At 67.8% G+C, this 21,187-nt stretch carries 22 protein-coding genes; 10 read left to right on the plus strand and 12 right to left on the minus strand.

Annotation, left to right across the window (positions count from 1 at the left end; translation table 11 throughout):
* Nucleotides 1-8: 8 nt before the first annotated feature.
* Both ACM6LR_RS09315 and ACM6LR_RS09320 read right to left on the minus strand, forming a co-directional pair.
* Nucleotides 9-419, minus strand: coding sequence for a hypothetical protein (locus ACM6LR_RS09315; RefSeq protein ID WP_414943583.1), 411 nt, complete (start codon nt 417-419; stop codon nt 9-11).
* Nucleotides 420-444: 25 nt separating this feature from the next.
* Nucleotides 445-1,281 carry an MBL fold metallo-hydrolase gene (locus tag ACM6LR_RS09320; protein ID WP_414943798.1) on the minus strand — a complete coding sequence of 279 codons (837 nt, stop codon included), beginning with the start codon at nt 1,279-1,281 and terminating at the stop codon, nt 445-447.
* A gap of 195 nt (nt 1,282-1,476) precedes the next feature.
* Here ACM6LR_RS09320 and ACM6LR_RS09325 point away from each other — a divergent pair, with 195 nt between their 5' ends.
* The 3 genes from ACM6LR_RS09325 (at nt 1,477) to ACM6LR_RS09335 (ending at nt 4,026) form a co-directional block, all read left to right on the plus strand.
* A complete protein-coding gene (locus tag ACM6LR_RS09325) occupies nt 1,477-2,355 on the plus strand; it encodes a metallophosphoesterase family protein (protein ID WP_414943584.1) in 879 nt (292 codons plus the stop codon).
* Nucleotides 2,252-2,491, plus strand: coding sequence for a DUF4073 domain-containing protein (locus tag ACM6LR_RS09330; RefSeq protein ID WP_414939094.1), 240 nt, complete (start codon nt 2,252-2,254; stop codon nt 2,489-2,491). Before ACM6LR_RS09325 ends, ACM6LR_RS09330 begins: the two co-directional genes overlap by 104 nt.
* Nucleotides 2,492-2,778: 287 nt before the next feature.
* A complete protein-coding gene (locus tag ACM6LR_RS09335; RefSeq protein ID WP_414939093.1) occupies nt 2,779-4,026 on the plus strand; it encodes an acetyl-CoA hydrolase/transferase family protein in 1,248 nt (415 codons plus the stop codon).
* Between the two features lie 30 nt (nt 4,027-4,056).
* On the opposite strand, the gene ACM6LR_RS09340 is transcribed toward ACM6LR_RS09335, so the two are convergent.
* The 4 genes from ACM6LR_RS09340 to ACM6LR_RS09355 all read right to left on the minus strand — a co-directional run bounded on the left by ACM6LR_RS09340 (nt 4,057) and on the right by ACM6LR_RS09355 (nt 6,199).
* Complete coding sequence (locus ACM6LR_RS09340; protein WP_414939092.1) at nt 4,057-4,182, minus strand: hypothetical protein; 126 nt, start codon at nt 4,180-4,182, stop codon at nt 4,057-4,059.
* Nucleotides 4,183-4,186: 4 nt separating this feature from the next.
* Nucleotides 4,187-4,786 carry a DUF1707 SHOCT-like domain-containing protein gene (locus tag ACM6LR_RS09345; RefSeq protein WP_414939091.1) on the minus strand — a complete coding sequence of 200 codons (600 nt, stop codon included), beginning with the start codon at nt 4,784-4,786 and terminating at the stop codon, nt 4,187-4,189.
* Between the two features lie 448 nt (nt 4,787-5,234).
* Nucleotides 5,235-5,753: a hypothetical protein gene (locus ACM6LR_RS09350; RefSeq protein WP_414943585.1), complete on the minus strand. Its 519-nt coding sequence runs from the start codon at nt 5,751-5,753 to the stop codon at nt 5,235-5,237.
* Between the two features lie 86 nt (nt 5,754-5,839).
* Complete coding sequence (locus ACM6LR_RS09355) at nt 5,840-6,199, minus strand: response regulator transcription factor (protein ID WP_414939089.1); 360 nt, start codon at nt 6,197-6,199, stop codon at nt 5,840-5,842.
* A gap of 202 nt (nt 6,200-6,401) precedes the next feature.
* Between ACM6LR_RS09355 and ACM6LR_RS09360 the strand changes: the two genes are divergently transcribed.
* Together ACM6LR_RS09360 and ACM6LR_RS09365 are read left to right on the plus strand one after the other, a co-directional pair.
* Nucleotides 6,402-7,103, plus strand: a complete 702-nt coding sequence (locus ACM6LR_RS09360; RefSeq protein ID WP_414939088.1) for a DUF1524 domain-containing protein — start codon at nt 6,402-6,404, stop codon at nt 7,101-7,103.
* A gap of 35 nt (nt 7,104-7,138) precedes the next feature.
* Nucleotides 7,139-7,528 (plus strand): iron chelate uptake ABC transporter family permease subunit, encoded by a 390-nt coding sequence (locus ACM6LR_RS09365; RefSeq protein ID WP_414939087.1) that lies wholly within the window; start codon nt 7,139-7,141, stop codon nt 7,526-7,528.
* 80 nt (nt 7,529-7,608) lie between these two features.
* Here ACM6LR_RS09365 and ACM6LR_RS09370 read toward each other — a convergent pair whose 3' ends face one another.
* The 3 genes from ACM6LR_RS09370 to ACM6LR_RS09380 all read right to left on the minus strand — a co-directional run bounded on the left by ACM6LR_RS09370 (nt 7,609) and on the right by ACM6LR_RS09380 (nt 11,988).
* Nucleotides 7,609-8,883, minus strand: a complete 1,275-nt coding sequence (locus ACM6LR_RS09370; RefSeq protein ID WP_414939086.1) for an amidase family protein — start codon at nt 8,881-8,883, stop codon at nt 7,609-7,611.
* 262 nt (nt 8,884-9,145) lie between these two features.
* Entirely contained in the window at nt 9,146-9,985 is an 840-nt protein-coding gene (locus tag ACM6LR_RS09375) for an NAD(P)H-binding protein (RefSeq protein ID WP_414943586.1), read from the minus strand.
* Nucleotides 9,986-11,172: 1,187 nt separating this feature from the next.
* Nucleotides 11,173-11,988 (minus strand): alpha/beta fold hydrolase, encoded by an 816-nt coding sequence (locus ACM6LR_RS09380; protein ID WP_414939084.1) that lies wholly within the window; start codon nt 11,986-11,988, stop codon nt 11,173-11,175.
* Nucleotides 11,989-12,058: 70 nt separating this feature from the next.
* Between ACM6LR_RS09380 and ACM6LR_RS09385 the strand changes: the two genes are divergently transcribed.
* The 4 genes from ACM6LR_RS09385 to ACM6LR_RS09400 all read left to right on the plus strand — a co-directional run bounded on the left by ACM6LR_RS09385 (nt 12,059) and on the right by ACM6LR_RS09400 (nt 15,407).
* Nucleotides 12,059-13,009, plus strand: coding sequence for a helix-turn-helix domain-containing protein (locus ACM6LR_RS09385; RefSeq protein ID WP_414943587.1), 951 nt, complete (start codon nt 12,059-12,061; stop codon nt 13,007-13,009).
* A gap of 342 nt (nt 13,010-13,351) precedes the next feature.
* Complete coding sequence (locus ACM6LR_RS09390) at nt 13,352-14,056, plus strand: ABC transporter ATP-binding protein (RefSeq protein ID WP_414939082.1); 705 nt, start codon at nt 13,352-13,354, stop codon at nt 14,054-14,056.
* Nucleotides 14,053-14,790 carry an ABC transporter permease gene (locus ACM6LR_RS09395; protein ID WP_414939081.1) on the plus strand — a complete coding sequence of 246 codons (738 nt, stop codon included), beginning with the start codon at nt 14,053-14,055 and terminating at the stop codon, nt 14,788-14,790. Before ACM6LR_RS09390 ends, ACM6LR_RS09395 begins: the two co-directional genes overlap by 4 nt.
* Nucleotides 14,787-15,407, plus strand: coding sequence for a hypothetical protein (locus ACM6LR_RS09400; RefSeq protein WP_414939080.1), 621 nt, complete (start codon nt 14,787-14,789; stop codon nt 15,405-15,407). Before ACM6LR_RS09395 ends, ACM6LR_RS09400 begins: the two co-directional genes overlap by 4 nt.
* Nucleotides 15,408-15,416: 9 nt before the next feature.
* Here the strand turns inward: ACM6LR_RS09400 and ACM6LR_RS09405 are convergent, their stop codons facing one another.
* The 3 genes from ACM6LR_RS09405 to ACM6LR_RS09415 all read right to left on the minus strand — a co-directional run bounded on the left by ACM6LR_RS09405 (nt 15,417) and on the right by ACM6LR_RS09415 (nt 19,330).
* A complete protein-coding gene (locus ACM6LR_RS09405; RefSeq protein ID WP_414939079.1) occupies nt 15,417-16,097 on the minus strand; it encodes a response regulator in 681 nt (226 codons plus the stop codon).
* Nucleotides 16,091-16,813: a sensor histidine kinase gene (locus tag ACM6LR_RS09410; RefSeq protein WP_414943588.1), complete on the minus strand. Its 723-nt coding sequence runs from the start codon at nt 16,811-16,813 to the stop codon at nt 16,091-16,093. Before ACM6LR_RS09410 ends, ACM6LR_RS09405 begins: the two co-directional genes overlap by 7 nt.
* A gap of 1,110 nt (nt 16,814-17,923) precedes the next feature.
* Nucleotides 17,924-19,330: a KamA family radical SAM protein gene (locus ACM6LR_RS09415; RefSeq protein WP_414939077.1), complete on the minus strand. Its 1,407-nt coding sequence runs from the start codon at nt 19,328-19,330 to the stop codon at nt 17,924-17,926.
* Nucleotides 19,331-19,574: 244 nt separating this feature from the next.
* On the opposite strand from ACM6LR_RS09415, the gene ACM6LR_RS09420 reads away from it, so the two are divergent.
* Entirely contained in the window at nt 19,575-21,185 is a 1,611-nt protein-coding gene (locus tag ACM6LR_RS09420; protein ID WP_414939076.1) for an amidohydrolase, read from the plus strand.
* Nucleotides 21,186-21,187 lie beyond the last annotated feature (2 nt).

Raw genomic sequence — 21,187 nt, forward strand, 5'->3', positions numbered from 1 at the left:
TGCCTTGATCAGGGTCGGCGACGAGCACGGTCGTACTCGTCGAAGGCCTCCGCGACATCGCCGTCCATGATCATGGTCAGCGCGTAGGAAATGGTCGAGATCCACTCGTCGAGACGAGCCACGTCCGTGTCGCCGATCAGATCGTTTCGACGGAGCATGCCCTCGGGCTCGACGCCCCAGGCTCGCGCGAAGTGACAGATTCCGACCAGGGTGGAGATCACCTCGCGTGGCACCATGTCGGCCTGTAGTGGCTCGGCAAAGACTCGCAACGCCGACATCACCTCGTGGAAGTTCTCCTCGCGCAAGCCGGTGAAGGGCCGCAGAGAGCCAAGAAAACCCCTCTGCCAGCGCGGATCGTCCACGTCGGGGTGCACGCAGGCGTGGAACTGGAGGGCTTCGCGGGCATCGGCTGGGGTCACGAACGCACGGTAGCGCTACCGTGCGTCAGCCGGGCGTCCCGTCGCGCTCGTTCCTCCGGGCGAGGCTCTGAGCTTGCCCTTCGTGGATGTCACTCACCCACTCCCAGCCGGGCTTCGCCGATGGGCCGATGCGTGGGTCATCGGGTGCTTGGCCGTCACGCAAGGCATGTACGTACGCGCGATCTTGTTCGAGCCGTGCGCGTAACTGATCGGCCCTGCCGACGGATCCGTGGCCGGGGATGAGAACAGTAGCGTCGTTCACCACGGGCTCGAGCAGTCGCAGCCCGACGAGGTACTCCTCAATGGGGTCATTGGTGTCGGTGAAGTCGTCGAGCATCGGGATGAAGACATCGGAGAGCATGTCGCCCGCGACGAGAACCCCGCGTTCTTCGATCAGCAGCGCCGCATGGCCCGGGGAGTGAGCCGGATGCTCGATAACCCGGATTTGAGGGCCATCCCAAGGAATGTGCGTGGTTTCGGCAGGCAGATCGGTAATGAGGCCGAAGAGGTCGAGTGACATGTCGTCGGCGATTTCCGAGGGTAGTCCCTCGGCGACGAGGGTCCGCCAGTCGGTGTTCGACCGCACGCTTCGCATACGGGCCGCGCAGCGGGCCGTGCCGTAACGGGGTGCTTCGCCGAGTTCGGCGTGCCAGAGCACGTGATCCCAATCGGGATGCGTCGAGAAGCCTGCCACGACGGGCTGGCCCAACTCGCGAAGGTCGTTCGCGAGGCAAGCCATGTCGGAGTCTTGTATCCCGGCGTCGATGACCAGCACGCCGACCTGGCCCTGCACGACAACCGTGTTGTTCTGGAGCAACTCGCTCCGGTGGACCAGCACGCCCTCCGCGACCTGTCTCAGCATCGTGACCCTTCCGCTTGCAAAGTGCAACCACTTGTCGGAAAGGTAGCGCCGAGTGGTGGCAGATTGCAAGCACTCGGGCGGAACCCGAAGTTATCTTCGCGTACACGCCCCGGCTGGCGCGACGACACCGATGATCAGCTCAGACATCCTACCTTTGCGCTGTCGGTGTCGAGGTAGCTGAAATGTGGGTGTCTGATGGATCGCAGGTCGTTCATGCTGGCCACGGGTGGTGCGGTGGCCGCGACCACCGCACTCGGCGTCCCGGCGGAGGCCACTCCCGGCCGGGACCCGTTCGGCATGGCCGTCCGGTTCAACATCATCAGCGATATCCAGGGCGACCTGGCCGATTTCGGCAAGGCCCTGGACGACATCAACGCCATCAACCCCCGTAGCGCCGGGCTCGGCGTGGCGGGAGACATCACCCCGCGCGGCTACGACTTCGAGTACGCCCAGGTGCGGTCGACGCTGGACAAGCACCCGCATCCGAGAAAAGTGGCGTGGGCCATCGGCAACCACGAGTTCTATGTGCCGAAGTGGCGGGACCCGGACACTCTCGCGCAGGAGACCTGGCCCAACGGCACCACCGAAGACTCGCTGTTCCGCAGCTTCTACAACTTCGCCGGGCGCAACACGGTCTACTCGGAAACCTCGTTCGACGGGGTGCCGGTGCTGTGCCTTGGCACCGAGCGCTACGCCAAGTACCACGACCCCAAGCTGTGGGACGAGGTGTGGATCAGCGACCGGCAGTTCACCTGGCTGGAACAGCGGCTGGCGTACTGGGACCGGTGGCGCAAGCCGGTGATGGTGCTGACCCATCACCCCACTGCCGAACACCGTGTCCGGCACCCGCAACAAGCTCTACCTCAACGACTACCTCCAGGCCGACCGGCTGCTCGCGGTGCTCGGCAGATACCGGGACGTGTTCCTGTTCTCCGGGCACACCCACTGGGACCTCACCCTGTCGGACTGGGTGACCCGCCGGGTCGTTCCGGGCAGCGGCAACCTCGAAGGCTTCACCGTGGTCAACACCGGCGCCGTGCAGACCGGCTGGGTGGACGACGGCAAGGGCGGTGAGGCGTCCCTGGGCGGCAGCTTCAACCAGGGCCTCCAGGTCGAGGTGTCCCACCGCGCCGTCGTGATCAAAGCTCGCGACTTCACCACCGGCACCTGGCTCAAGCAGATCACCGTGCCGCTGCGAGACAGCCTCTGATTGTCACGATCGTGGTGGCGTTGATCGTCGGCACGAGGGGTTGGGTGCGAGGCCGGGCCGCGATCACCGATTTGACCTCGCTCGCCGAGTCGACCCAGCGATCGACCGGGCCGCTGAAGTTCTCAAGCATCGGAAATCCTCCTTGCTCGCGTGGCTGGACACGTGACTCGTGGCGGAATCCGGCTGTGGTGTTGTCCGCGCCCAAGCACGCGAGATCGGCATCCAGTCACGCGTGTCGTCCGCCTCGGTACAGGGCCGCCGCACGGTTCCTCGGGCATGATCGGCTCATGCGCGTCTTGTCGGAGAGTCAACTCGGTGCCGTCCTGGCAGGCGTCCCCGCACCGCGGCCCCGGGTGGTGGTGAGCGGGAACTTCGCCACCCCGATGCGGGCGCTGAACGTGCTGGACGCGGCACTGGCGGAGTATCGGTTGTTCGCGTTGAACGCGCAGGCCGGGATGCCCGACCGCGAGGGCGTGCTGCTGGAGACGCCGTTCGTGGGTGCGGGGATGCGTGGCCGCGCCGGGCTGCGGTACTTCCCGTCCCGGCTGTCGCTGGTGCCGCAGCTGCTCAAGCACGCGCTGCCGCCGGACGTCGTCCTGCTGCACACCTCGGTTCCGATGGACGGTGTGGTGTCGCTGGGCACGGAGGTGAACATTCTGCCCGCCGCCGTCGAGGCGGTGCGGGCCCGAGGGGGCCTGGTGATCGCGCAGCTCAACCCGAACATGCCGTTCACCTACGGCGACGGCGTTCTGCCGGTCGGCGAGATCGACTACGCCCTCGATGCGGACGAGCCGCTCCTGTCGCCGGTCCCGCGGCCGGTGGGGGACACGGCGCGGACCATCGGTGAGCGGGTGGCCGGGCTGGTCGCGGACGGCGCGACCCTGCAACTGGGTATCGGCGGGATCCCGGACGCGACGCTGGCCGCGGTGACCGGACGGCGCGGACTCGCGATCTGGTCGGAGATGTTCAGCGACGGTGTGCTCGCGCTCGACCGCGCCGGGGCACTCGATCCGGCGGAACCGGTGACGGCGTCGTTCGTGTTCGGCAGTGTCGAGCTGTATCGGTGGCTCGACCGCAATCCGCGGATCCGCTTGCTGCGCACGGAAAAGACGAACGACCCCGCCGTGATCGCCCGGCAGCGAGGTCTCGTTTCGGTGAACAGCGCCCTCGAGGTGGACCTGTTCGCGCAGGCCAACGCGAGCCGTGTGCGAGGGGCGATCTACTCGGGATTCGGCGGGCAGACCGACTTCGTGGTCGGGGCTTTGCATTCACCCGGTGGCCGGGCGATCATCGCGCTGCCGTCCTGGCATCCGAAGGCCGACGTCTCGACGGTCGTGCCCCGGCTGGCCGGGCCGGTGACGTCGTTCCAGCACAGTTTCCTGGTCAGCGAACACGGCGTCGCGACCATCTGGGGTAACGACGCGAGCGAGCAGGCGCAGCAGATAGTCGACCACGTCGCGCATCCGGCGGCCAGGGAAGAACTCGTGACGCGGGGCAGGGAGCTCGGATTCACACTGGCGAGTGGCCTGCGGTAGCCAGAGCGTGCTGCGGGTCCATATCGGACCTCAGTTCGGCGAAGATCGCTGGACGCGGTCACAGTCCACTTCGGACACCACGTGCCCGCCGAGGACGGTCAGGACCAAGTGGGTGCCGGGCAGTTCCCGCCCGCTCGCGCTGATCGGCGTGGTCACCTGCTCACCGTCTCCGGCCGCGAATGATCACCTTGCGCCGGGATTCGCGGGCCTTCCTGATCACCTTCACCGAACCCCACCAGGCGAAACCGGTGATGCGCAGCACCGGCGCACCGACCGCCGGCCGCTGCGGCGCCGAACCGCGGCCGGTCCCGAATCCGCCCATGAGCCCGATTCCCCGGACGTCGACGACGAAGTCCTCCGGGACCACGATCTTGACGCCGCCCATGATCGCCACGGCCCTGATCGTGCAAGGATCGGTGACGACTTCGGCGTGCCGCAGATCGAGTCGCACGCCACCCCAGAAGGCGCGGCTGACATGTTTCGGTGGCAGCGGCCCGTCGAACCGTCGTCGAGTGCCCGACATAACGGCGGTGGAGGACCGTCCGCCTCGTGCGTCCTCGGTGTCGGTGCTCACCGGAGAGAGATCCGCGACGACGGGTTCGAAGTCCGCGAAGGTCTTCGCCGAGTAGACGGCGTCCAGTCTCGTCTCCAGTTCGGCGGTGGTGATCTGGCCCGCCCCCATGGCCTCGTACAGCAGCTGAGCCACCCTTTCGCGGTCGGAATCAGCCACTCGCCTCGCCGATCGCTCCACTTCAGACATGGCCGCGATTGTAGGGTCCAGAGCCCCTTTTCCTGTTGGGCGGCGAAAAACTCGTCCGATGACCTTGACGGAGGTGAGCGGGTGCCGCAGAGGCGGGATGACGAGCATGACAAATACAGGCAGGGATGGGAGCGACCGCGTTGGATTTCCGCACCGCGCCGCCCTGGTGCATGTCGCTCAGGCCGTCACCGCCGGATCCTCCGGCCCGCGCGGACGTGGCCGAGTCTGCTCCAGGTAGGCATCGATCGCTTCCCGGTCCTCAACCTCGCGATCGCGGGCGGGGCGCACCTGGGTGGTTCGGTGCTCGACCGGGCCGGAACCGCGACCCCGCTGCCGTGGATCACGGTGGCATTGGCCGCGCTGGCCTGCGCCGTGGCGATCGCCGCCCGGCACGGGTTCCCGGCTGTCCGACAGTGACCGGCTTCGTTCGATGCGGTGCGGTGCGGGGTCAGGGTCGCTGATCCACCGCGACGAGGCGGAGTTCGGCGGTGTAGGTGTCGCCGTGGCCGTCTGCCAGCCACGTCTGTTCGGGAGTGGGCAGCATTTCGGTGAGGGTGAGGGTGAGGGTCGCGTCCGGGTCCTTCCTGGTCAGCCGCCGGATGGCTTTCGCCAGGATCTGAACGTAGACCGGGCTGTCGAAGTCGACGTAGAGCGGCCTCGGTTCGGCTGACGACACGGCGAAGACGAAGCGGGGCAACCGGTTCTCCCGTGCCACGACCAGATGGTTCACTGTGGTCCGCGGGGTGTGGGGTAGCTCGGGGACGGGTTGGAAGGCGTCCATCACCAGCCGCGTCAGCCCCTGGGAGAACACCTCCAGGACGTCGAACTCCTGTCCGTCGGGCAGCCGCACGAGGACGCGCCCGTCGCGTTCGGAGACCACGGCGTCCGCGCTGAGCGCGACTCGCGGCCGCGCCGGGTCGGCGGTGTGGTCGAGCAGAGCGACCTGATAGTCCTGATCCCGTACCACCGACTGACGGGTCCTTGCGGACAACCGGGTGCGATTCTCCGTGGCCAGCAGGGGAAGTAGCCTCGGGCCTGGGAAGTCGCCGGTGGTCAGTTCCAGCAGTTCGGCGACCTTCCGGCGCCGACAACGAGCTGACCGGGTACTACACCGGTCCGGATCCGGGCGCGTCCACCGTGCGCCGGTGGCTGCCGCACCCAGGTCCCACCGCATATGGTGCCCCGGCGTTGCGTCCACCGGGAGACGCTGCCGCTGACGGTCAACGGGAAGATCGACCGTCGTGCGCTGTCGGCACTCGAGCCGGTTGCTGGGGTGATCCGGAGGATGCCCGCGGTGGCCGCGAACCGTCCGAGTTCGATGCGGCCCGGCAGTCCTGTCTTGGCGATCAGGCTCGACACGTGCCGTTCGACCGTGCGGTGGGACAGATGCAGCAGGCCGGCGATCTCGCGCATGGTCAGCGTCGATCACGCCGTTCCTTCCCCCCTTGGACGAACTCGCAGCACATCAGGAACGAGCCTGGAAGGGCAATCCACCAAAAGGCCGGAGGGTTCGCATGACTGCTTCCCTTGTCGGGAACGACAGAGGCGAGTTGCGCTGTTCGCCGGTCACGGTGGCCGTCGCTGTTCCCGTTTACTGGTCAGGACCGTGTGCGACATGGTCGTCGACGAGGAGGCGGGCACCGTGCGCGGTGGGATTCGGCGTAGTGGCGAGGCGACAGCATGGGCAGTAATCGGAGTGTCGTTGCTGGCGGGGTGTCAGATTCCGACTGGTGCTCCGGAAAGTTCGGAGACCAGCGGCGCGGCTTCCAGCAAGGCACCGGTGGTTTCGGTGGCCGAGGCGCGGAAGCGTCTCGGGGAGCTGTCGGTCGCGGTTCGCGGCGGCCTGGACGGCTATGACCGGGCCAAGTTTCCGCATTGGAAGACCGTGTCCGGCAAGTGCGATGTCCGTGAGGAGTTGCTGAAACGCGACGGCGTGAACGTCGAGGTCAACGCGGAATGCACTGCCGTGTCCGGGTCGTGGCGTAGCCCTTATGACGGTGAGACGTGGCGGAAGGCGGCCGACGTGGACGTGGACCACGTGGTGCCGCTGGCTCAGGCGTGGGCCAGTGGCGCGAAGTCGTGGGAACAGTCCAGGCGCGAGCAGTTCGCCAACGACCTGACCGGACCGCAGCTGCGGGTGGTGACCGACAACGTCAACAAGCAGAAGAGCGACAAGGCCCCCGATCAGTGGAAGCCGCCGTTGGTGACCTACTGGTGCACCTATGCGACAGCCTGGATCGTGGTCAAACGCGCGTATGGACTCACGATCACGGTCCCGGAGCGGAACGCGTTGTCGAGCATGCTCGACCGCTGCTGAGGCCGCGGTCGCTGTGAACTAGTTGTCCCGCGCTTATGAACTCCGGGTCTGCACGACGACGAACGGGTGCCGTTCACGTGCGGCGCGCGACCGGTCTGGTACTGGCACTGGCGGGCACCGCCGTTGGCGCCGCGCTCGTGGCCTGCGCCGAGAGAGTCGCGTTCCTGGAACCGAAGTCGTTCGACGGGTATCGGTTCTGGATCGTCGGCGACGTCGCCAGACCGGGGTTGGCGGTCATTGTCCAGCTGCTGCCTTTCCGGGCCGTGGGCGTAGCGCTGGCGTTGTCCCTCGGCCACCGGTCGAACGCGTTGGCTCGAGGTCGAACAGGGTGGTCGCGCCGATCATCGGGCGGCAGGACGGACGGTGACAAGACACGCGGCGCTCATCAACGAACCCGAGGCGGTGCGGGGAAGACAGCTGGATGAGGCCGGCCCGCGGTCACATCCAGGCACGAAGGGGCGGCCGCTTTGAAGGTATCGTCCAGTTCGGACGAAAGTGAGCCCGGCTAGACCGTCAGGACCCGTTCGACGAACGCCCCGGCCGCCAACAGTTTCCGGTCACCGCCGACGGCGCCGTCGAGCGCCAGCCCGGCGGGTAGGCCACCGCGGCCTTGTCCCATCGGGAGGGTCAGGCCGGGAACACCCGCGATGCTGCCGGGCTGGCAGTTTCGGATGAAGGTCGGGAAGGTCGGGACCGCGCGCCCACGGTGGATGAACTCTTCGATGGAGGAAAAGTCCTGGGCTGTCGCTGGTGTGGTGGGGAATCCCAGTGCGTCGATGCCGGTCTGGTCGAAGATCCTCGCGTAGGCGTGGCGTAAGGCCGAGCGGTTGGCGAGGGCGGCCTCGTAGACGGCCGGCTCGATGCCGGGCACGACTGACTCGGCGAAGATCGCCCGGACATCGGCCGCGGCGACTTCGTCGACGAGTTGCTCGAACGAAATCTCCGGCACGTACTTGGCGAGGTACGCCCGTAGCCCGGTGCCGGCTTCGTGGATCACCAGCGGCATGCCCTGATCGGCGACGAGTTCGGCGAGGGGTGTGTCGTCGACCGGCACCAGAGTGACCCCGGCCGCGCGCAGACGGATCAGCGCGGCCGTCCACAGTTCTTCGACGTCGTCGGCCAGGTCGCCGGTCAGGAAACCGTGCGGCACGCCCAGCCGGATCGGCGCGAGTCCGAACAGGGGTTCCGGTTTCTCCGCCGCGAGTACGGCGTCGAGGAACGCGAGATCGGTGACCGTGCGGGCGATCGGCCCCACCGTGTCCCGGGTGCTGCTCAACGGCGTGATGCCGTCGGACGGGTAGCGGCCCGTGGTGGGCCGGAAACCGCAGACCCCGTTCAGCGCGGCGGGCACGCGCACCGAACCCCCGGTGTCGGTGCCCAGACCTGCCGGGACGATGCCCGCCGCGACGGCCACCGCGGTTCCGCCGCTGCTGCCCCCGGCGAAGCGGGACGGGTCACGGGCGTTACGCACCGGACCCAGGGGAGTCGTGTCGCAGGTGATGCCGAACGCGAGTTCGTGCATGGTCGCCTTGCCGATGACGGTGGCGCCCGCGTCGAGCAGGCGGCGGACCACGCCCGCGTGCTCACTCGGAACATGGCGCGCCAAAGCCGGGGTGCCCGCGGTGTTCGGCATGCCCGCGACGTGGATGTTGTCCTTGACGACCACCGGAAAGCCGGTGCTCGGCCCGATCGGCTCCGGCGCGAGGTGGCTGATCGCGTGGAGGTCCTGGACTTCTTCCGCCCGCGTACGGCATTCGGCGGCACTCCGAGTTCCCTTCACCGGCGGCACCTCCAGATCGCGGGCGGCCAGCTTAGCGTGACAAGGACGATCGTCTCGTCCGGACACCGGGTGTGACCACGGTCGGTGACGTGCCGGCACAACCACCCCCATGGCGTGCGCTCGACCACTGTTCCCTCTGCCTTGCCCGAGTTGTGTGACGGCCGACTGCCCTCCTGCTCCGGCGAGCCCGGACGGCCACACCGTGTCGATCACTCCGTCGGCGCCCGGCACGATGGCCCGCTCGCCGAACTTGCGTGCTCCATCACGACTTGAAGTCGGCGGCGTGGTCAGCCGCCCATTCGCCGAAGGTGCGCGCCGAAGTCCCGGTAAGTTGTTCCACCGTATCGGTGACCATCTCGGGCTGGGTCACCATGGCCGCGTGTGCGGCCAGGATGCCGTCAACCAATGCCGGCGGAAGACCGGCGAACAGTTCCTGCCTGGCATCCTCCGGGGTTACCTCCTCGAACCGCACCGGGCGCCCGATCGCCGCGCCGATCGCCTGAGCCTGCTCGAACTGTGTGATCGCCTCCGGCCCGGTGATCGTGGGCCTGGCTCCCTTGAGTCCCTCCTCGGTGAGCGCCACAACTCCCACCGCCGCGATGTCTCGCTCGTGGATCAACGCCCGCCGGGCGGCGCCGTGAACCCACCGCACCACACCCTCCGCCTGGATCTGTTCCGCCCAGGCCAGCGTGTTGGCGGCGAATCCGCCCGGACGCAGGAACGTCCATTCCACGCCGGAGTCCTCGATCAAGCGCTCCAACTTGGCGTGGGAGCCCAGGATCCCCTCGGTCGTGTCCTCGGATACGCCGTTGCTGGACAGATAGACAATGTGCCGCACCCGTCTGGCGATCTCGGCGATGGTCTGCGACGCGGCATGGTCCGCCTCCATGGTGGGCCAGACCAGAAACACCGAGTCGACCCCTTCCAGGGCGAGACCGAGGCTGCCCGGATCAGCCAGGTCGCCACGCACGACGTGCACGCCGTCGGGCAGCAGGGCTCGCTGCGGATCCCGGACCAGCGCGCGTACCGACAGACCTTTATCCAGCAGCTGGGACACCACACTGCCGCCGACTCGCCCGGTGGCTCCAGTCACCAAAATCATGATTCGCTCCTCGCATCGTGGCTGACTTACTGGACGCTACGATGCAACCTCCATCAAGGTGGAGGCCAAGTCCTGAAGCCTGCTGCTTGCGCACCGTCTGCGAAGCGAATCGGCGAGCCCGCACGATCTTCCCGCAACGCCGGTTCTCCTGATCGCTCAACCGGCGCGCCGGAACCGGTCCTGTCATCCATCCCCGGGAATGCCGCCAGGCATGCGACCAACCCGGCCCAGCTTGCAATAGATCCATTTTATCTTCATAGATCATGAAAGGAATTCGCTTGTCGAATCGCGGTAAACTCAAGATGTCGTCTTATGGCTTCGCGTGAAGAATGCGACGAGAAAGGGTCGGGATATGGTTGGGCGGCATGCCGTGCCGTTTTCGGGCCGTTCGAGGTCCGGTCGCAACCGGTTCTGACCAGCACGACCGTGGTCACAACGAAGGGGGCGTTCGAAGCTCCCACATGAGCCGAACGCCCCCTCGACGGGCCTTCATGATGTCCGGTCCGCGAGGGCGTCCGGGGCCCGGATAAGCTATCGTCAAGTTCTCGCCCTCGTGGCAGCGCGAGGTGGGTGATCTCCAGCAGTTCCTCACCCCGGACGCCCGTGTGGCGCAGCACCTCGATCGCCGCCCAGGCCATGAACGCTCTTGCTCGAGCTTGACGACGTCGACGCGCTCCTCAGCGGCCAGGTCGAGGACCATCAACGGTGGAGGCTGGTCGCGGTAGTAGGCCTTGCTGTAGGCGACCGGGACGATGCGCTGGTTCGCGGCCGGCGTGGGTGAATGTCTCGCCGACCTCGCCCCGCCCGCGGTGTCGGCGCGGCGGATGGGGTTGCGGACGGCCCACTGAGCCGAGGAAGGGTCCTCGTGCGCCCATTCCTGAAGATCTTGGACCTTTCCGGCCGCACTCGTGCGAAGGCGCTTATGACCTGATGATCAGCGTAGCGGACATGTTCGTGACGTGCTCTATCCACGTTGGCATCGGCACCAATCGCCGGGGTGAAACGACCTGGCCTGCACCCCTCCAACGCGAGGGACAGATCGGACACGGCGACTATGCGGCGTCTCCAGCGCGGTCGCCGCACTCTCAGCACCTGCGGCGGTTCGTCTTCGAGTGACTCATCCCGAGGCTCGCCGTGCAGATATACGACGACACAGCGCAGATCGCTCGTACAGAACAGTGGGACCTCTACGCCGTGAAGAAATCGATCAGGGCGCGGGCAATCTGGCCGGGGGAGTTCTCGGTGGGGATGTGTTTCGCTTCTGGGATACGGATGAGCGTGGTCTGCGGGATCTCCAAGGCGAACTTCTCGGCGTACTCCAGCTTTTCGAAGCTGTCGTCCTCGCCCCAGATCAGCAACTTGGGCGTTGTGGACCGCCGCAGTGCCGGAACGAGATCAAGGGTGTAGCGGCTTTCGGCCGCGCCCGCCATGGCCAGCCAGGAGCGGCGGACCCGCGGCTCGGTGCACGGCTCCAGATAGTCAGCGATCCGCTGCTCGGTGGCGGCACCAGCCAGATCCGTTGTCACGGCCTGCTGGCGAGCGGCGAGAAACTCATCCGCGGTGGTCGTCGGCGCGGCGTCCAGGAGCCGGGCCACGTGAGGCGCTGGCCAGGAGTCGTAGGTGACCGAATTGACCAAGGCCAGCCTGGACATCGCCAGCCGATCGTGCGCGAGGAGATGCTGGGCGACGGCGCCGCCGATGTCATGACCTGCCACGGCGATCGGCCCGGAGAGCTTCAGCACGGACGCGAATCGCACCACCCAGTCCGCAAGGGCCGGGACCGTGGCCGTTTCCAGGGTGAGCTCGCCTCCCGAGTGCCCCAGCCCGGGGAAGTCGACCGCGATGGGCCTCAGCCCCACCTCCGCGAGGTGGCCCAGCACCGGCAGCCACACCCGGCTCCAATACGTTCCGTGCAGCAGCAACACGGCCGGTCCGTCCTGTCCCGTGGTCAGGTAGCTGGCCGTTTCGCCGTCGACCTGGACCGCGGTCCTCAGCACACTCATAAGACCACTGTGACCGGGGTTCACCTCCTGGCCGAGAGTCCAGAAAGACATTCGTGGGTACATTCGTGCCATGGACCGTCATCGGGTGGTGGCTCTGCTCAACCCACCCCGGTCACCCTTCGAGCTCGCCTGTGCCGCCGAGGTCTTCGGCACCGTCCGGCCGGACGTGCCGGTCCACTACGACTTCCGGATCTGCGCCGAACGCCCCGGCCCCCTGCGGACCACCGTCGGCTACACGATGCTCGTCGACGCTGGACTGGGCGGCCTGCAGGAGGCAGACACCGTGGTCATCCCCGGCTGGCAGCCGCCCGAGACACCGGCGCCGCCGACCGTCATCGAGGCGTTGCAGGCTGCCCACCAGCGCGGGGCGCGGATCGTCGCCATCTGCACGGGAGCGTTCGTCCTCGCTCAGGCCGGACTGCTCGACGACCGCCGCGCCACCACCCACTGGCGCCACACCGCCCAACTCGCTGCCACCTTCCCCGAGGTGCAGGTGGACCCGGACGTGCTCTACGTGGACCACGGCGACGTGGCGACCAGCGCCGGCACCGGCGCGGGCATCGACCTGTGCCTGCACCTCGTACGTTCCGACCACGGCGCGGCCCACGCCGCCCAGATCGCCAGGAACATGGTGCTGCCCCCACATCGGGAGGGCAGCCAACTCCAGTACGCCACCCCGCCTGCCCCGGCCAGGACGGAGGAGTCCTTGGCGCCACTGCTGGAGTGGGCCACCACCCAGCTCGACACCCTGACCGTCGGCCGGCTCGCCGAACGCGCCGGACTGTCGAGCCGAACTCTCGCCCGGCGGTTCACCGAACAGCTCGGCACCAGCGCGGGACAGTGGCTGCTCAGCCAGCGCCTCGACGCGACACGGGTACTGCTGGAACAGACCAACCTCCCGGTGGAAGCCATCGCCACCCGGGTCGGACTCGCCTCGGCGGTCAACCTGCGCCGCCGCTTCCGGGCGCACCTCGGCACCACACCCGGCGCCTACCGACGGACCTTCGGCGAAACCCGATAGGTAACAAGCGAATCCCGCCCCCCGATGGGGTTTCTGGTCACCAGTCCGGGCTGTCAAACGAACGGTGGTGCGTCACGATATTTCCCGGCATCGTCGACGATCTCGCTGCCGCACCCGTCCACATCGCACAATGTCGCTCGCCGGTCAGATCCCGACGATCAGCGCCCAAGTATCCGGCAGCGGAGGAACACGGGCACATCTTCAGATGACCCGAAGGTCGCGGCTGTAAGACCCAGGGCCCAGAGACTTCGGACATGATCGGTCCCCGGTCCGACGCGCGCGGGTGTCCCGCTGGAATTGACTGGCGGGCAACGTGATCGCACCCGACGGGAAGAAGACCTGATGCTCAAGTTCGACCAGCTCACCAAGCGACGAGGAGCGGCGACGATCCTCTCCGACGTCAGTTTCGAAGCATGCCCTGGCAGGGTGACCGGATTCCTCGGGCCCAACGGCGCCGGGAAGTCGTCCACCCTGCGGATCCTGCTCGGACTCGACCGGCCGACCTCGGGAACCGCGCTGGTCGACGGCGTTCCCTTCGCCGAGCTGCGGGATCCCCTGCGCAAGGTCGGCGCCGTACTGGACAGCTCGGGGGCGCATCGTGCGCGCACCGGACGGGCGCATCTGAGGTGGATCGCCGCGGCGGGCGGCATCCCCCGTAGCAGGGTGGACGAGGCCCTGGCGGAGGTCGGCTTGTCCGAGGCCGCGGGCAAACGCGTCGGCGGCTACTCGCTCGGGATGGGGCGACGGCTGGCCCTGGCGGCGGCGCTGCTCGGTGACCCTGAGGTACTGGTCCTCGACGAACCGGTCAACGGCCTCGATCCGGAAGGAATCCGCTGGATCCGCGGCTTCCTCCGCGAACGCGCCCGGGACGGACGTACCGTCCTGCTGTCGAGCCATCTCATGGGAGAACTGTCCGAGACGGTCGACGACGTCGTGGTCATCGACGGCGGCAGGATCGTCGCGCAGGGAACGCTCGCTGAAGTCGTCGGCGGGCACCGGAGCCTGGAGAACGCCTTCTTCGCGCTCACCTCGGGGGCCGTGCGATGAGGGCTTATCGGGGCGAACTGCGCAAGCTCGTCTTCCTGCCGTCGGTCTGGGCCGCGGTCGCGGTCGGCGTGCTGGTCCCGGCCACCCTCACGATCCTCAACGCGAAGTCGGCGGTCGCGGCCGGTCGCGGCGGCAACGTAGACATCGGGTTCCAGGAACTCGCGTTCGGCGTGGTGGGGGCGGTGATCCTTGGCGTCGTCGCGGTGAGCAGCGAATACACCACAGAGGGGAGGAGCGCCGGTGGCGGACGCCAGATCACCACGAGCCTCACGGCCGTGCCGTCGCGGCGGCGGTTGCTGATCGCGAAGCTGACGGCGGTGATCACCGTGATCGCCACTCTGGCGGCGGTCTCCTCGGCCATCACCCTGATGACAGTCGAAGCACTGCTGGGTGAGGGAGCCGGCGTCAGCGGCCTTGGGCGTCTGCCCGGAGTCGTCCTCTACTGGGTACTGACGGCACTGCTCGCGTCCGGTCTGACATTGCTGACGCGCAACGGAATCCTGCCGCTCACCGTGCTGATCCTGAACACGTCGGTGGTCACGGTCACCTACCTGCTCGCGAAACTCACGCCGCTGGCCGTGTTCTTCCCTGACCTGGCCGGGATCCGTATGTTCATCAAGCGAGTGGATCTGCCCGTCCAGCTCGCGCCGGTCACCGGCGGCCTGGTGATGACGGCCTGGGTCGCGGCGTTGCTCGCCGCGGGCTTCCTGGTCTTCCGCGGGAGGGACGCATGACGGGCGGCCGGGCGATCCGCGCCGAGACACTCAAACTGCTCAGCCTGCCGGCGACGTACTGCACCGTGCTGGGCACAATCGGCGTTTCGGCAGTCCTCGCGATCGCGTTTTCGCGGCAGGGCGTCTCACCCGTCGGCTACACGCAGGCCGGGTTCATCGTCCTCGGCGTCATCGCCGCGACGTCGGAGTACAGCGACGGCCAGATTCACCTGACTCTCATCGCCATGCCACGCCGGATCGCCCAGCATCTGGCCAAAATGGCCGCCCTGCTGATCGTGAGCGTCCCCGCGGCCATCTTCACCGTGCTGGTCGGCCTCCTGGTGGCCGGCGGACCATGGTCCGCCGCGGTGGGAGCGAGTGCCTATCTCGCGCTGACCACTGCGCTGTCCGCCGCCGTCGCGACGGTCTTGCGGTGGAGTGTTCCGGCGGTGACCGGGCTGCTCGGGTACTACTTCATCGTGGGCCCGCTTCTCCGGGATCGAGTCACGTTCGCGGCATACCTGCCGGACGCCGCAAGTCACGACCTCGTCGCGTTCGGCGGTTCGACCGTCGTGCTGGGCTGGGTGCTCGTCGCGGTGGGGTTCTCCGCGACCACGTTCCATCGGCGGGACGCTTGACCGCGTGCCTCAGCTTCGCGGAACCACCAGTCCCTGGTCGTACGCCGTGATCACCAGCTGAGCGCGGTCCCGGGCCGACAGCTTGCTCAACAACCGGCTGATGTGCGTCTTCACCGTCTTGATGGAGATGGTCAGCGTCTCGGCGATCTCGGTGTTGGACAGCCCGCGACCGACGAACGTGAGGATCTCGATCTCACGCTGGGTCAGCCCGGCAGGCGGACGCGGGCTCCGGTGCGGCGGCGCCGCGACGTAATGCTCTATCAACCGCGTGAGGATGCCGGGCGCGAACAGGGATTCGCCGGCTTGCGTCCGGCGGACGGCGGCGATGAGCTCGTCGGGTTCGGTGTCCTTGAGCAGAAAACCGCTCGCCCCCGCGCGAAGCGCACCGTAGACGTACTCGTCCAGTTCGAACATGCTCAGCACGAGGATTCTGGTCCCGGCCAGGTCGGGGCAGGCGCTGATCTCCTTGGTGGCCACGATGCCGTCCTGGCCGGGCATGCGGATGTCCATCAGCACGACGTCCGGGCTCAGCCGCCGCGCCATCTCCACCGCCTGCGGTCCGTTCTCGGCCTGTCCGACGACGACCATGTCCGGGGAGGTGCCGATGATGATCGCCAGGCTGTGCCGCAGCAGCCGTTGGTCGTCGGCGAGCAGGACCCGGATCGGTGGCTGTTCGGGATTCGTCACCATGCTCCGTCGGGTAGCCGTGCGGTGAGCCGGAAGCCGGTCCCGGCCGGTGCCGCGTGCAGGCCGCCGCCGAGCACCTCGGCGCGTTCTCGAAGTCCCGCCAGGCCGTGGCCTGCACCGCGGTTGGGGGACCAGTCGCCTCGCGGCCCGTCGTCCTCGACGGTCACGACGATCGTGTCGCCGTCACGCCGTAGACCGATGTGAGCGATCGTCGGTCCGGCGTATCGCGCGGTGTTCGCGACGGCTTCGCGGACGATCTCACAGACTGTCGCCTGCACCCCAGGGGAAACGTCCCCGAGTTCGCCGACGTCCAGCCGCGGCGCCAGACCCAGCGAGCGGGCGGCCTCGACGATGGCCGGAAGATCCGACAGCTTCCGCACGGGCCGCAACGGTGCGTCGTACTCGGCAGGGTCGCGAAGCACGGCCAGCATACGTCTGAGTTCGGTGACCGCGTCCCGGCTCGCCTGCTCGATGTCGACGAGCGCCTGCTCGTGTTCGGCTTCCCGCACGTCTCCTTGGACCCGCCTCGCCGCACTGGCTCGCAGGGTGATCACGCCGAGGCCGTGGGAAACGATGTCGTGGAGTTCCCGGGCGATCCGGAGCCGCTCATGGTGCGTGGCGTGCTCTGCCGCCCAACCCGTGAGGCGTGCTTCGTAGTCGAGGCGCCGCTTGCGCGCGCGAACCAGCGTCCACGTCGTCACTCCGATGGCCGTGGCCACGACGAGAATCGGCACTACAACCGCGCTTGGTCCATTCGCTCCGACAGCCAGCAACGCGACCGCGGCTACGACCAGCACCGCGGAGGCGGCCAGCCATGCACGCGATCGCCACTCTGGACGATCCGGTGGTGTCATCACCGGCCATCGTATTACCCGACGGGCGGGGCCGTGATTACTTCTCGCGGAAGCCGCTTCCGGTCATCAGGCGGCGTGCGCCACCGCCGTCGAAAGCAGGAGGACGGCCGACGGGAGGAGAGGGTTGGCTGTGTACGGGGCTGGCTGTTGGAGGTGTCCGCTCGCGGCCGTCGTCGAGCGGACGCGGGATGGTGGGGCGTTGTGGTCGTGGTGATCGTCGTCCGGCGACCCGCCAGGCTGGTGGGTGGGGTGTGGTTGGAGGTGTCGGTGAAGCGGCGGAGAGTTTGTTTGGCGGCGCGGTCGTCGGGTGCGTGGCCGGTGCTGCGTTCGGCCCAGAAGACCAGGGCGCTAATGGTCTGGCGGATGGTGTCGGGCCGGTATTTGGGGTAGTCGTCGGTGTCTTGGTCGTGATCGTGTTCGTGCCGGTCTGGTAGCCGCGGGTGTGGCACCAGTGCTGGTAGTGCGCGAGGCGAGCGCGGTAGTAGCTGATGGTTTTGTCGGAGTACCTACGCAGCATCGACGGGCGAAGTTCCGTCTCGGAACGCGAGAACCTGGACACCTACGCATGGAAGCGCCGATTCTCGATCACCACAAAATGTGGATGATACCCGCGAATTGCTGATCGGAGTGAGACTTGCATTCACACCATACACTTGTCCCATAATGAGAGGAATTCGCAGCGTTAAATCACAGCCCCCGATGTTTCCTCGTGGACTTCCATGAAGAACGCGACGAGAAAGGGTCCGGATATGCCTGGACGGCATGCCGTCGAGTGACTCACTCTGTTTCAACCTCCGGGCCGCCTGACTGTCTACTGTGGAATTTCTGGGCCGTTTCCGGGCCGTTTGATGTCCGGTCGCAACCGGTAGCAACCGGTACTGACCAGCACAAACAGCCGGTACGACGGAGGGGGCGTTTGAAGCTCGCTCATGAGCCTCAACGCCCCCTCGGCGACCTGCCTGACGGGTCGGCCGGTCAGGCCATCGGAGGCTGGTCGCGCCACCAGCGCTGGCCGGCTTCGGGGAGGGTGGAGATCGGGTCGTAGTAGGGGTAGCGCTGCTGCAGGGCCTCGTCGGCGTTGGCGACGTTTTCCCTGTCTACGCTGGTCAGGTAGTTCTTGGTCCAGTACGAGATGCCCAACTCGCGGTCGTACTCGGCGAGCTGGTGCACCCAGCGCTTTCCTACGTAGGGAACGTCGCAGACGATGCGCGGGGTGGCGTAGCCGGGCAGGTAGCCCATGATCGCGTGCTGCAATTCTTGTGCCTCGTGCACGGAAACCCGCCAATGTTCGGCGTTCGGGATCATGTCGCACATGTAGAAGTAATAGGGCAGGATGTTCGCTTCGCCCTGTAGTGCGAAGCACAGGTCCAGTAGTTCGGCGGGGGTCGCGTTGACGCCCTTCATCAGCACGCCCTGGTTGCGCACGTCGCGGACGCCGACGTCGAGCGCGGTCCGGGCGGCTTCGGCGACCAGCGGGGTGACCGACTGTGCGTGGTTGACGTGGGTGTGGATCGCGAGGTTGACGCCGCGACGCTGTGCGGTGACGGCGACGCGCTCGAGGCCTTCGACGACCTTCGGCTGGATCCAGTGCTGTGGCAGGGCGGCGAGCGCCTTGGTCGCGAGCCGGATGTCGCGGACGGTGTCGATGTCCATCAGTCGCATGAGGAACGACTCCAGCTGCGGCCACGGCACGTTGGCGACGTCGCCGCCCGACACCACCACGTCGCGCACGCCGGGGGTCTTCTTCAGGTACTCGATCATCGCGTCCTGGCGGTCGACCGGTTTGAGCGAGAGCTTGTGCTTCTCGACCTGCTCGGTGGAGTTGCCGACGAGGTCCATCCGGGTGCAGTGCCCGCAGTACTGGGGGCAGGTGGAGATCATCTCGGCGAGGACCTTGGTCGGATAGCGGTGGGTCAGCCCCTCCACGACCCACATCTCGGCTTCGTGCAGTGAGTCCCGTTCGGAGTGCGGGTGGCTCGGCCACTCGGTGTCGCGGTCGCTGCGCACCGGGAGCATGTAGCGGCGGATGGGGTCGGTGTACCAGGCCTCGGTCACCTTCGTCGGGTCGGTGCCCGCGTTGGGCGCCATGGTGTTGATCATCTGTGGCGGCAGCAGCATCGACATCGTGGCCATCTCGCGCTGGTCGGCGAGCATGTCCTCGTAGAAGCGCTCCTCGAGCTGGTCGCCCATCAGGGCACGCAGCTGCTTGGCGTTGCGGATGCAGTGCACTCGCTGCCACTGCGCGTCGCGCCACTCTGCCTCGGTCACGTCATGCCAGCCGGGGAAGCGGCGCCAGTCGGGTTCGATCAGCTCGACTCGGGTGTAGTCGTAGGGCTGATCGTAGGCGGCTACCGGCGAGGTCGGCTCCTGGATCGCAGTCACTTATACTCCTCATCGTCGGAAACGCGTGAAAATATCCTGTCACATCGTTCCGATGACGTAAATATTCCTGTCGTGCGCGGTGTGTCAGGCGGACATTGACTCCGCGTTCGACCGGTGCGCAGGTACTCGAACACGGCGGCATCGTCGCGGCGCCGAGCATGGGCACGACAGCGCGATCGGCTCCCCGGCTCATTTCATCGGCCCTGACCACGCCGTGCTCATCCGCAAGCTGCAAACTCGGGAGGTGACGAACGCACGAACCACGCTCCTGCTCGGCGGGCGCATCTACAGCCCCTCGGCCCCCGACGCCACCGCCATGGCGATCACGGACGGCACTGTCGTCTGGGTGGGACAGGACGGCCCGGCCAAGGCATTGCATCCCGACGCCGAGGTGATCGACCTCGACGGCGCGTTCGTCGCCCCCGCGTTCGTCGACGCGCACGTCCACGCCACCGCTACCGGCCTGCACCTCACCGGGTTGAACCTCGCCAACATCCGCGGCGCCGGAGAACTGCTTGCCGCGGTCCGTGACACCGCCAGGCCCGGCCAGGTGCTGGTCGCGCACGGCTGGGACGAGTCCCGGTGGACCGACGGCAGGCTGCCCAGCCGCGCCGAACTCGACGAGGCCGCGAACGGGACTCCGGTGTACCTGAGCCGGGTCGACGTCCACTCCGCCCTCGTCTCCAGCGCCCTCGTCGCCCTGGCACCCGGTGTGCGGGACGCGGCGGGCTGGTCGGCCGACGGGCCACTGACCCGCGACGCGCACCACCGTGTCCGCGCCGCGATGCGCGAGGCGATCACGCCCGGTCAGCGACGCGAGGCCCAGCGCGCGTTCCTCGCCGAGGCCGCCGCGAGGGGGATCGTCAGCGTCCACGAATGCGCCGGCCCGGACATCTCCGGCGCCGAAGACCTCACCGATCTGCTCGCGCTCGCCACCGAACCGGGATTGCCGGAGGTCGTCGGCTACTGGGGCGAACGCGGCGGAGGCGACACGGCCCGCGCGCTGGGTGCCAGGGGAGTGGCGGGCGACCTGTTCGTCGACGGCGCCCTCGGCTCCCGTACCGCCGCCCTGCACGAGCCGTACTCCGACGCGCACGGCACCTCCGGGACGCTCTACCTCGACGCCGCCGCCATCGGTGCGCACGTCTCCGCCTGCACCGAAGCGGGACTGCAGGCCGGTTTCCACGTGATCGGCGACGCCGCGGTCGCCGAGGTCGCCGAAGGATTCCGGCTCGCGGAGAAGACCGTCGGCCGTCGGGCGCTGGCCGCCAGGTACCACCGGCTCGAACACGTCGAGATGATCGACGTCGAGCAGGCCCGCGCTCTCGCGGGCTGGGGCGTGGTCGCGTCGGTCCAGCCGCAGTTCGACGCGGAATGGGGTGGCGCGCACGGGATGTACGTCGACCGCCTCGGCGCCGAGCGAGCGGCGAAGCTCAATCCCTTCGCCGCCATGGCCGCCGAAGGGCTCCTGCTCGCCTTCGGTTCCGACGCGCCGGTCACGCCTGTCGATCCGTGGGCCACCGTCCGCGCCGGCACCTACCACCGCACCCCGGGCGCGGGGCTGTCCGCTCGCGCGTCCTTCACCGCCCACACCCGCGCGGGGCATCGCGCCGCCGGGGTCAACGACGGCGTCACCGGCAGCCTCGTCCCGGGCGCTCCCGCGCACTACGCGATCTGGGACGCCACGGATCTGGTCGTCGCCACACCGGACTCGCGGGTACAGCGCTGGTCGACCGACCCGCGGGCGGGTGTGCCGCCGCTGCCGAACCTGGAAGAAGGGGCGACGCTGCCCCGCTGCCTGCGCACGGTCCGCGACGGGCAGGTCATCCACGATGTGTTCACCCGGACGACCTAGGG

It is taken from the genome of Amycolatopsis sp. cmx-11-32, assembly GCF_047608695.1.
In the GTDB taxonomy this organism is placed as follows: Bacteria; Actinomycetota; Actinomycetes; order Mycobacteriales; family Pseudonocardiaceae; genus Amycolatopsis.